Annotated in this window: 7 protein-coding genes and 1 pseudogene; 3 read left to right on the forward strand and 5 right to left on the reverse strand. The window is 67.7% G+C overall.

Translation table 11 applies throughout. From position 1 onward, the window contains the following. Nucleotides 1–660: 660 nt before the first annotated feature. From ABZ532_RS30345 to ABZ532_RS30355, 3 genes are all read right to left on the reverse strand, one after another. Nucleotides 661–897: a hypothetical protein gene (locus ABZ532_RS30345; protein WP_361290883.1), complete on the reverse strand. Its 237-nt coding sequence runs from the start codon at nt 895–897 to the stop codon at nt 661–663. Nucleotides 898–1407: 510 nt separating this feature from the next. Further along, a complete protein-coding gene (locus ABZ532_RS30350; protein WP_361290886.1) occupies nt 1408–1698 on the reverse strand; it encodes a hypothetical protein in 291 nt (96 codons plus the stop codon). A gap of 502 nt (nt 1699–2200) precedes the next feature. Beyond that, nucleotides 2201–3031, reverse strand: coding sequence for an HNH endonuclease signature motif containing protein (locus ABZ532_RS30355; protein ID WP_361290907.1), 831 nt, complete (start codon nt 3029–3031; stop codon nt 2201–2203). 126 nt (nt 3032–3157) lie between these two features. Between ABZ532_RS30355 and ABZ532_RS30360 the strand changes: the two genes are divergently transcribed. Both ABZ532_RS30360 and ABZ532_RS30365 read left to right on the forward strand, forming a co-directional pair. Then, nucleotides 3158–5329: a helix-turn-helix domain-containing protein gene (locus ABZ532_RS30360; RefSeq protein ID WP_361290889.1), complete on the forward strand. Its 2172-nt coding sequence runs from the start codon at nt 3158–3160 to the stop codon at nt 5327–5329. Between the two features lie 15 nt (nt 5330–5344). Further along, nucleotides 5345–5938, forward strand: coding sequence for an XRE family transcriptional regulator (locus tag ABZ532_RS30365; protein ID WP_361290892.1), 594 nt, complete (start codon nt 5345–5347; stop codon nt 5936–5938). A 277-nt stretch (nt 5939–6215) separates the two neighbouring features. Here the strand turns inward: ABZ532_RS30365 and ABZ532_RS30370 are convergent, their stop codons facing one another. Together ABZ532_RS30370 and ABZ532_RS30375 are read right to left on the reverse strand one after the other, a co-directional pair. Next, nucleotides 6216–6686, reverse strand: a complete 471-nt coding sequence (locus ABZ532_RS30370) for an STAS domain-containing protein (RefSeq protein ID WP_361290895.1) — start codon at nt 6684–6686, stop codon at nt 6216–6218. Nucleotides 6687–6829: 143 nt separating this feature from the next. Next, a complete protein-coding gene (locus tag ABZ532_RS30375) occupies nt 6830–8380 on the reverse strand; it encodes a hypothetical protein (RefSeq protein WP_361290898.1) in 1551 nt (516 codons plus the stop codon). A 914-nt stretch (nt 8381–9294) separates the two neighbouring features. Between ABZ532_RS30375 and ABZ532_RS30380 the strand changes: the two are divergent. Then, a pseudogene (locus ABZ532_RS30380) lies at nt 9295–10376 on the forward strand (hypothetical protein); the annotation flags it as partial.

Consider the following 10376-nt stretch of genomic DNA (forward strand, 5'->3'; position numbering starts at 1 on the left):
AACTCCGCTGCTCGACCACCCGCGTCACCAGCCTCGTCCAAGCCATCCTCACCCTGCATCTGGCCAGCTCAGACTGAGGATGGAAAGGGCTCAGTCACCAGAGCCCGCCATGCTCAACCCCAGAGAGCCCGCGCGGGCGACGCTTCTGGCGGCTCTCACCTATCCCCCCGTCGTCTTGCTCCTCATGGTTCACTGAACGCTCCGCTTCGGAATCCCCCTCCCTCTCTGGCTCGTATTTGCGAAGCGGCCTACTCTTCTCGCACATAAGGCTTCCTTTCGACGCCGAGGTATTTGAAGGTAGCGCGAGTTTGGCAAGAGCTGCCAATCCTGCTGTTTTTAGTCCCCATGCCCCACATGCGGTTCCGCGCCAGCCCGCAATGCGCCAATCGAGTGAACGCCATGGCCCTGCGTGCACGGATTGTGGTGGCCGAGGGGGCGAAGGGGCATGCGCCTGCACCACCGCCCCTACGACCACGACCTGCTCGGCCCGCACCGCGGCTCATCGAAACCCGGCCTGGCCGCGCCGACGGGTCCTGTCGATCGCGCTCGCTGAGCTTCAACCGCGCACAAGCATGCCCCCACAATCCCGCGAGCCATCAACGTGCGGCCAGGATTCCAATCAGGCACTCAGGAGCGGTCCCGGGCGGGCCAGCCGATCGGCTACTCGTGGTTGAGGTGTTGGCAGGTGGGGAACGGGTAGCCGTCTTCCTCGGGGAGGCGGTTGACGTCCGCGTGGATGGTGACCCGGATGCCTCCGTCGGGCGCCTGTGCCAGTGCGGAGGGGCTGGTGAGCCAGAGCGCACTGAGCTGCTCGACCACCAGGGCGGCGGCGTCTGCGGTGCGTGCGGTGATGTCGATCCGGACCAGGCCGGACTCATCGGGGATGTCGTCGTTCACAGCAGGCACAACGGCGGCGGCTGTCATCGGTAGCGGCACCGGAGCCACAACCAGGTGAGCGTACTGCGCTACCAGGCGGCCGGTTCGCGTCATCGCAGGTACTCGGGTGGCCCGGATCGTACGACTTGTGTGAGAGCGTCAGATGCTGCCGCTGTCCGTGTCACCCCCGTCGCGGATAGCGGCTGACAGGCGGTGCCCCGGGACCCCGTGGTTTCCGGGGCACCGCTTGCGTTCCAGAAACTGGATTGCGCCGGCCGACGCACCCCGGGCTGCTGTGCCGTCATCCCTGGGTCGTGGGCTGCTTCGCAGGAACGTGTTGTGCGCTGGCGCAGGAGCAGACCCGGAGTCCTGGTTGGGGTCATGGGTTACAGGTGCGGCGTGGCCCTGCTGCGGGCGGGGCGGTCGCCTGTTAGACGGTGCGTCTGTCCGCTTCGTTCTGTCGCGCGGTCGCCTGGCCCAGCGCCGTCGATTCGATCTGTGAGGTAGTCAGGCCGGTCTTTCGCTGGCCGGCTACTCAACAGCGAGGGTTTCTCGCTCCATGCGTTCGCGGAATTGGTCATGTGTCGAAACGATCCACTGCCATGCCTCGTTCGTGCACTCGGCACGTACGAAGAGCGGCTCGACCTCATCCAGCGCGCGAGCCTGATGCATGGCGCGGATCAGATCGAGATGGAACAGCGCTGGCAGAGGGGCGCCCGACTCGTTCGTGGACGCCAGCACGAGCGTGTCACCGCGTGCGCCGTCCAAGCCGACATGGGGTACCTTCGCCGCGACCCTGATCACAGCGCTGCCATGCGTCACCCCGTAGACGGTGCGGAGTTCCTCCGCCCGCACCAGACCGAACCGAGCGGGGCTCTTGGATGTCGCGCCCCCCGAGTTTGTCGCGACCCAGACTTCACCCACGCTCGTCCCCATTTCTCCCACGTGATCTTCGCTGACCCTACAGCCAGTCCCTGCTGGCCCCGGCAGGCTCGTTCATGCGCGGTCGGGCGTTCGCTCGCCTGGTTGCTTCGCGCGGTACGGTTCCGCGCTTCCCCGGTGGCAGACCCGCAGGCCTGGTTGGGGCCATGGGTACAGGTGCGTGGTGGTAGTGCCGTGCACGGTGACGCTCGCCTGGTAGACGGTGCGCCCATCGGACCAGTCCTGGCGCGCGGTCACCTCGGCCCAGCGCCACCGGGTCCCGGTGTAGACCAGCAGCGCGGGCGCGTGCTCTGCGGGCCACAGCCACACCGTGGGTGGTGCGCTGTCCTCGGGGGTCTTCGAGGTCGATGGTGGTGTCGGCGCACTGCGATAAACGCCAAGCTTAGAGGTGGTTCCAGGTGCGGTGTGTCCGCACGTTGCTGATCGTGGAGGGTGTGACGCCGCACAGAACGGCCAGTTCGTGTGAGGTGAGGGGGCTGGAACGGATCAAGCGGACTTGGTCTTCGGTGAGTTTGTGGTTCCAGTGGGCTTCGCCGGCGAACAGACCTCGCTGTGTGGACAGGGCGATCTCGTGCCCGTAGGTGCTGAGATAGAGGTGGTCCAGTGCCACACAGGCCGCACGTCGGCAGGAGTGTGCCACCACGAGCCCGTCGGGAACCGGACCGTTATGTTCCTCCCACACGGCCCGGGAGACGCGGATCTGCCGACCACGCCAGTGCACCTGCAGCGTCTCCCCGTCTTCCGCGTCCGTGCCCACGACCAGACAACCCCCGCCCATGGGAGTCACGCGCTCCCTGATCCGCTCCCACACGCCTTGAAAGCGATGAGCGCGCCCGGACCGGCACAGCTCCGCGTGCGTCGGCGCCACGCACAGCGCATCCCCGCATGTCGGGCGAACTTTCAGACAGGACGACGGCAAGCCAGCGTCAAGGAGGAACAGCTGTCGACGGACGCCGACCTTCCGGCCCTGCCAGTGCACAACCGGCGTTCCTTTGCCGTCGCACCCTCCCCGCCAAAGCTGATGCTCTCCTTCCGTCACGAGCCACTTCTCGATCTTTTGACGAAACGCATCTTCCATGAGCCCAGCTTCCGACCTCCCCGCTGCCGCATGTGGGAGCGCGCCCGGCAGGGCGCGGCTCGTCCCGATCACCGCCGGGGTCGTCGGTGCCAGGGGCTTGAGCGCGCAGCCATGTGGATGGACACCGACTTCCATCACCAGCACCCCCAGTTCCCCAATAGCGGCACGCGGACGAGGGCGGCCACATGGATAAGATGCGAATCTGAAAGGGTTAATCAGCGAGGTTAAATATTTGGGTAAGTTTCTGCTAGGTTCGGGTGTATGACTTCTGAGGAAGAGCTGTTCGCCAGCGTGGATGCGTTGCTGGCGGAGGAACCGCAGCTACCGGTTCCGGCTGAGCGGGCGCGGCTGCGGGAGGCTGCTGGTGTGACGCAGGCGCGTTTGGCGTCGGCGTTGAAGACCACGACGCAGACGGTGAAGAACTGGGAGAACGGCCGTTCCGAGCCGCGTCCGCCCAGGTTGGAGGCCTACCAGCGGCTGCTCAACGGGTGGGCGGAGAAGTACCCCGTGCACGGCACCCCCGTTCCCGCCCCCGCGGCTCCGGCTCCCGCGTCCGTGCCCGCTCCCGCGTCTGCACCGGAGCCGGTCTCGTCCGCGCTTGCCGGATCCCCCGTAGCCGCTATGCCGACGAACGAATCCCCCGCCCCCGCGGCTCCGACTCTCGCCCCCGTCGCCGAGTCGACGCCGGTGCCGGTGGTCGCCCCGCCCGTGCGGCGTCCGGGCGCGGCGGGAGTGCCGCGTCGTCCGGCTACCCGCACGGCTGCGGCGTCCAGTGGTGGTGATCCGCGGTTCGCCTATGGGCCGTTGCTGGTCCTTGACTGTGACCTGACCGCATACGCGCGGGATGGTCTGGTGGTGGAGTGCCCGGCGCGTACGGTCCCTCAGCTTGTGGCCTGGACCCTGGATCAGCCGGTGGGTGCGCCGGCGTTGAACCGGAACGGGCAGGCCGCTGATCCGCTGGTGGTGCTCACAGCGGATGCTGCGGTGCGGCTGGGTTTGCCGGAGCGGCTGGAGGGCCAGCAGCAGCGCGCGGGCCTGCGGCTGCCGGAGGATCACCCGGTGGTTAAGCAGGTGGCGAAGGCGAAGTGGAAGCTCACCCGGCGCGGGTTCGGCCCTTGGGCGCGTGTGTATCGGCCGGCGAAGGCGGGGCAGCGGCAGTGTGTGCAGCTCGCGATCCTGTCGTGGGGCGCGCTGGATGACCGCTCGTGGCCTGGTGTCGCCGCCATGGAGCCTGCGGAGATTGCCCGGGTCCTGACCGTCTATGCGGATCGGGTGCTGACTCCGCGCGGGGGGACGGCGGTCAACGGTCTGGAGCTGATGACCGCGCTGCGTCCGCCGACCCGCGCCGTGCGCGATGACGCCGGGGCGTGGGTGTCCGCGCATAATCCCGGCTCCCTCGGTACGCAGCCGGTGGACGCGGCTCCGCCTGAGGTGCCCTCGGAACACCCCCTCGCCCAAACTTGGGGCGGCGGGTTCCTGGATGAAGAGGTGTACGGGTGGGTCCGTGACTTGGACACGCTCTCTGGTGCTGAGGCGAGCCTGCCGTATGCGCTGGGTCTGGATGTGAATGCGGCGTTCCTCGCCGCCGCCTCCCGCACGCCGGTCGGCTTGGGTGCGCCGGAGCATGTGACACGCCCCCGCTTCGATAAGCGGGTCCCCGGGTGCTGGCTGGTGGACCTCTCCCACATCGAGATGGACCCGCGCCTGCCGTCGCCGTTCACCCCGCACGGCGGTCGCCCGGAAGGCCCGGCCTGGTACGAGACGCATACCGTCGCCTACGCGCTCGAGCTCGGGCACAACGTGCATCCGTTGGAGGCGTATGTCCGGCGTGAGTCGGGGGCTTTCCTGGATCCGTGGCACGACCGACTCAAGGCCGCTCTGTTGGCCACGATGGAAGACCTCGGCGTCACACCGGGCATGGACGACGCCGCCTTCCTGACCGCCATGGAGAACGTGCGTGACGGGGATCCGGGGATGCGTGCGGTCCTGACGGCCGTCAAGGCAACCGCGAAGGGCGGGATCGGGAAGCTCCGCTCCCGCGCCCGCGGCCTGAACTACGTCAAGGGGGAGCGGTGGCCGGAGTTGGAGCGCCCGACGTGGCGCCCGGATATCCGCGCGGCGATCATCGCCAAGGCGCGGATCAATATGCACCGCAAGATGCGCCACATGGCCACCGCGGGCCTGTTCCCGCTCGGGGTGCTCTCGGACTGCGTCGTCTACCCCGCGCCCACCCAGAGTCCGCTGGATCTGCTGCCGTACACCACGTCCGGTAAGCCGCTGCCGGGGGCGTTCCGGCTTGGGGTGGCCCCTGGTCTGGTGAAGGTGGAGGGGGTGCAGTCGATGGCGTGGGCGGTGGACCTGATGGAGCAGGGCGGTAATCCCGCCCAGCTCATCAAGAGCGGCATCGATGCCGTCCTCGACGACGGCGAATAGACGGGGGAACTCACGATGCCACGGGACATTCGCCCGGAAACCGCTGGCTCTGATGACGCTCTGATCGGCGAAGCGATGGAGCGCGCCAGCCGCCAGACCTTCACCACCGACCCGCCCTCCACCCTGAGGGGCCAGATCAACTACCTGATGCGACAGCTCGGCAGTGCCCGGGCGGTCGCCGCTGAACTCGGGGTCACGGCCGACTCCGTGAACCGCTACCGGCGCGGGGCCCGCAGACACCCACCCAAGCCGGTGCAGGACCGCATCAACGAAGCCGTGCGCTCCCGCTGGCAGCCCCGCGTGCGGGAACGCGCCCGCCGACGTGCTGCCGCACAGACCGGCATGAACGTCGAGTTCCGCGCCACCTTCGGATACAAAGCCCCCGTCGGCACCACCGACGAAGCCCGCTTCCGGCTGCTCACCCTCCACCTGCCCGCCGCATGGGCCGGCCGCCTCCTGGACGCACAGGCCGGCCGCAGCGGTGAGAGTCCGAACGAGGTGCTGGCCCAAGCCGCCAAAGAGCTCTACTTCCAGGAGCGGGGAGCCCGGGCCCAGCAGTTGGAGGAAGTCGAGATCACCGGCATCGACTACATCGACGCGAAGTACTGACGGAGCGGTGCTCGCGGGCCGGTGCCCTTCGCACCCCTCGGAGGTGCATCGGGACAGACACCACCGGCCCGCGAGCAGAAAAAGGAAACGCAACATCCATAGTCCCTCGAAACGCCACCCCTACGCGCGGACCGGCAGCACTCCACTCGAAGGGACCAGCCGAACGACGACGACAGGGCCGAAGCGATCGCCCCCGCTATCGATGCCTCTTTCGCATAAGCCGATGCCGACGACCTGGAGGTCCCGGCCGTTGCGTGAGGCTGACTCGGCACGGGCCTCAGGTTCCGCTGCCGACCGCTCTTTCGGCTTCAGTGACGGTGTCGTATCTGCGCAGCACGCTGTCCACGCCGGTCATGTTCAGTAGCCGATGCATGTTCGGTGGCACGCAGGCCAGCACCAGCACGGACCCAGCCCGTTCCGTCTGCCGTCGTGCTCCCAGCAGCACATTCAGTCCGGCCGAATCGCAAAACGACACCGCTGACAGGTCCAGCACCACGAATCGCAGGCCTCGGGCGATCTCGTCCACAAGACGGTTGCGGAAGAACGGGGCGGTCTGCCAGTCCATTTCCCCGCCGATCCGCACGGTCAGGCACATCCCCGACACAGTGGCGTCAACTGAGGGCTCCGTCGTCATAACGCTCCCCACCCGTCTCACGGGAGACGCAACCGATTGGGGTGACGAGCCTACCGACCCTGACGGAGCGAGGGGCTCGCGGACCGGTGCCCTTCGCACCCCTCGAAGGTGCATCGGGACAGACACCACCGGCCCGCGAGCAGAGAGAGGAACTGCGGCAGCGGTCGTCCTACCGGCGACCTGGTGTGGGTCATCGTGCGTGCCTGAGGAAGAGTGAGGGGAGTTCCCTGGAGCCTCCGATGTCGGTGGGTGTGGTGTCAGTGCTGGGTGAGGCCGGGGTCGGGGTCGTCGAGGTCGGTGGTGGTGGTGTCGGTGCAGTCCGATGCGGTGGTGCAGTTGCTGCCGGGTGCGGTGAGGGTGGCTTTGTTGATGAGGTGGTCGTCTTCTTCGATGGTGACGGTGTAGGTGATGACGATGCTCTGGTGGGGTGGGAGGTCGCCGGTCCAGATCACCTTGGGTGCCTCATAGCCGGTTTGTCCGGTGTTCGCGTGGGCGTCGTTGTTGTAGGTGGCGTTGTCGATGACGTCGGTGAGGTCGTCTTCGACGCGCACGCCTGACGCGGGGTTGTCGCTGGTGTTGGTGGCGGTGAGGGTGTAAGTGACGATGCGGCCGGTGGCGGTGTCGCGGACGGTGGCCGTCTTGTCGAGGGTGAGGGTGGGGGCGTGTGGCTTGGGGGTGTTGGTGAACGTGCACAGCACCGCCACGCCGCGGCTGTCGGGGGAGGCGGGGACGGTGACATCGACCGTGGGGCCGCCGCCCTCGGCCAGGACAGTGTTCTCGTGGGCGGTGTCCACGCACTGGTAGGTGGTGGTGTAGTTGCCCATGTCCGTGCCGGCTGCCGGCGTCTCGGTGAAGGTGTAGGTCTCGCCGACCATGGCGGGCAGGGCCCCGGCGGTCTCGGGCGGGGTGTCCTGGACGCCGGTGTCGGTTCCGGCGGACGTGCCGGTGTTGCCGGAGGTGATGCCGTTTCCGCTGATGGTCACGGTGAACTGGTCATCGGGCTGGTAGCGGCCCGGGATGTTCGTCTGGCCGGTGATGTTCGGGCCGTAGGAGCAGTTGCCCGCGTCGACCGGCGTGGGCGGCTTGTCCGCCGGGGTGCTCATCGGGATCGTCGCGACGAGTTCCCCGCTGTTGGGGTTGATCTTGAACAGATCCCCGGCCGGCGTGCCGGTGGTGCGGGTGGTGTAGAGGTGGCCGTCGGCTGCGAGGGTGATGCCGTAGGCCGGTCCGTCGGGCAGGTCGGCGAGCAGCTGGGCGGTGAGGGGCTTGTTCTCGGCGGTGGCGGGAAGTTCCTCGTTGATCCGCACGAGGACGGAGTTGAGTCCGCCGGGAGCGAGGTTCTCGGGGGTGGAGATGACCATGTAGGGGTCGCCTGCGGAGTCGAAGACCATGTCGCCGGAGCTGCCGTTGAAGCGAGGGTCGCTGAGGGTGCCGACCAGGCCGACATCGACGTTGTTGACGGTGTCGAAGGCGTAGATGGCCTGGATGGTGGGCCTGTCCTGGTCGGCCGGGTTGTTGACCGAGTGGGAGTAGTAGTACCAGCCGTTGAGCGGGTTGATCGCTCCGCGCACGGTCTCCCTGACAGTGCCCTGGCCCGTCTTGGCGGCTCCGGGGAAGACGGTGGTGGTGTTGGTGGCCAGGTCGAGACGGTAGACGACCTGGTGCCCCGAGGCGTCCTCGTCCTCCGAGACGGCCCAGGCCACCTCGCCTCCAGGCGGAATCGCCAGCCCGTTGACCGAGGCACTCGCCGGGGCGGTGAAATTCCCGATCTCCGAGCGTACGCCGGTGCTCAGGTCCACCTGCTGCACGGACGTGCCCTCGGACCTGAACCTCGGACCGGCCAGAACGTAAGCGTGCTCCTTCACACAATCCGCCGGCACGGCACGCACCAAGGGCGACACTGCCCCCACGGCTGCGAGCACGGGTGTGACACCTCCTGCTTGCAGGGCCACGACAGTGGCGGCAGTCACAGCAAGGCGCGCAGCGCCCGCCCTTCGAACACGGGGACGCGGGGTAGGGGTGAGGTTCATCGGCGAATTCCGTTCGTCGAAGACGGCCGCGGAGGAGAATGCGGCCGAAAGCCACTGGCCTATCCGGCCAGCAAGATCATGAAGCGACGACGAACCCCAGAGCACAACGACACACCAAGCCACTCCAGCGCACGGCCTAGAAACCCCGACTCGGGCACGCCGCCCCATGGCTGTTCAGCCGCAGCGACGGTGCGGTGCGGGACTGAGCGCTCTCTACTTCCAGGAGCGGGGAGCCCGAGCCCAGCAGTTGGAGGACGTCGAGATCACCGAGGCGTCGACTACATCGACGCAAAGCACTGACTGAAAGCGGGAGTGCTCGCGGACCGGTGCCCTTCGCACCCCTCGGAGGTGCATCGGGACAGACACCACCGGCCCGCGAGCAGATAAGGGGCGCAGCGACATCCATGTCCCCTCGAAACGCCACCCCTACGCGCCGGACGGCAGCACTCCACCCGAAGGGACCAGTCCATGAACGACGACGACAAGGCCGAAGCGATCGTCTCCGCCAACTTGGGTGACACTGTTGCGTGTTTCCGCAGGTCAGTGGACAGATTCGTCCTCAAGGTTGGGTGCGTGACCTGATATCTCAAAAGAGCGGCGGGTGCCCGGGGAAGCTCTGCTCCGGGCACCCGATGAGTTGCTTCTTAAGGTTGAAAGGCGCTCTGGCACCTTCCGGGACGGCCCTGGGACCAATGAGGCCAACAGGGTCCGTAACCCCCGGTTTCTCCGGTAGCGCCAGTAGCGCCAGTAGCGCCAGTAGCGCCAGTAGCTCCGGTGGGTCCGGTTTCTCCGGTGAGTCCAGTAGCTCCAGTGAGTCCGGTGGCTCCGGTCTCTCCGGTGGCGCCGGTCTCTCCGATAGCGCCGGTGGCTCCGGTGAGTCCGGTGAGTCCGGTGGCTCCGGTTTTCCCGGTGGCTCCGGTGAGTCCTGTGGCCCCGGTCTCTCCTGTGGCCCCGGTTTCCCCGGTGAGTCCGGTCTCTCCGGTGGCTCCGGTCTCTCCGATAGCGCCGGTGAGTCCGGTGGCTCCGGTGAGTCCGGTTTCCCCGGTGGCTCCGGTCTCTCCGATAGCGCCGGTGAGTCCGGTGGCTCCTGTGGCCCCGGTTTCCCCGGTGGCTCCGGTGAGTCCGGTGGCTCCGGTGAGTCCGGTTTCCCCGGTGGCTCCGGTGAGTCCAGTGGCTCCGGTGAGTCCGGTTTCCCCGGTGGCTCCGGTGAGTCCGGTCTCTCCAGTGGCTCCGGTGAGTCCGGTCTCTCCAGTGGCTCCGGTGAGTCCGGTTTCCCCGATGGCTCCGGTGAGTCCGGTCTCTCCGGTGGCTCCGGTGAGTCCGGTTTCCCCGATGGCTCCGGTGAGTCCGGTCTCTCCAGTGGCTCCGGTGAGTCCAGTGGCTCCGGTAAGTCCGGTCTCTCCAGTGGCTCCGGTAAGTCCGGTCTCTCCGGTGGCTCCGGTGAGTCCGGTTTCCCCGGTGGCTCCGGTGAGTCCAGTGGCTCCGGTGAGTCCGGTTTCCCCAGTGGCTCCGGTGAGTCCGGTCTCTCCGGTGGCTCCGGTGAGTCCAGTGGCCCCGGTAAGTCCGGTTTCCCCAGTGGCTCCGGTAAGTCCAGTGGCCCCGGTAAGTCCGGTTTCCCCAGTGGCTCCGGTGAGTCCGGTCTCTCCAGTGGCTCCGGTGAGTCCAGTGGCCCCGGTAAGTCCGGTTTCCCCAGTGGCTCCGGTGAGTCCGGTCTCTCCGGTGGCTCCGGTGAGTCCGGTTTCCCCGGTGGCTCCGGTGAGTCCGGTTTCCCCGG

Origin of the sequence: Streptomyces sp. NPDC019396 (genome assembly GCF_040632375.1) — a bacterium.
In the GTDB taxonomy this organism is placed as follows: Bacteria; Actinomycetota; Actinomycetes; order Streptomycetales; family Streptomycetaceae; genus Streptomyces.

What these genes read in the sequence shown, in the direction of transcription:
- ABZ532_RS30355 (WP_361290907.1), bottom strand. Translation starts at nt 3,031, where the DNA reads ATGGAAGTCGGTGTCCATCCACATGGCTGCGCGCTCAAGCCCCTGGCA.
- ABZ532_RS30360 (WP_361290889.1), top strand. Translation starts at nt 3,158, where the DNA reads ATGACTTCTGAGGAAGAGCTGTTCGCCAGCGTGGATGCGTTGCTGGCG.
- ABZ532_RS30365 (WP_361290892.1), top strand. Translation starts at nt 5,345, where the DNA reads ATGCCACGGGACATTCGCCCGGAAACCGCTGGCTCTGATGACGCTCTG.
- ABZ532_RS30370 (WP_361290895.1), bottom strand. Translation starts at nt 6,686, where the DNA reads ATGCACCTTCGAGGGGTGCGAAGGGCACCGGTCCGCGAGCCCCTCGCT.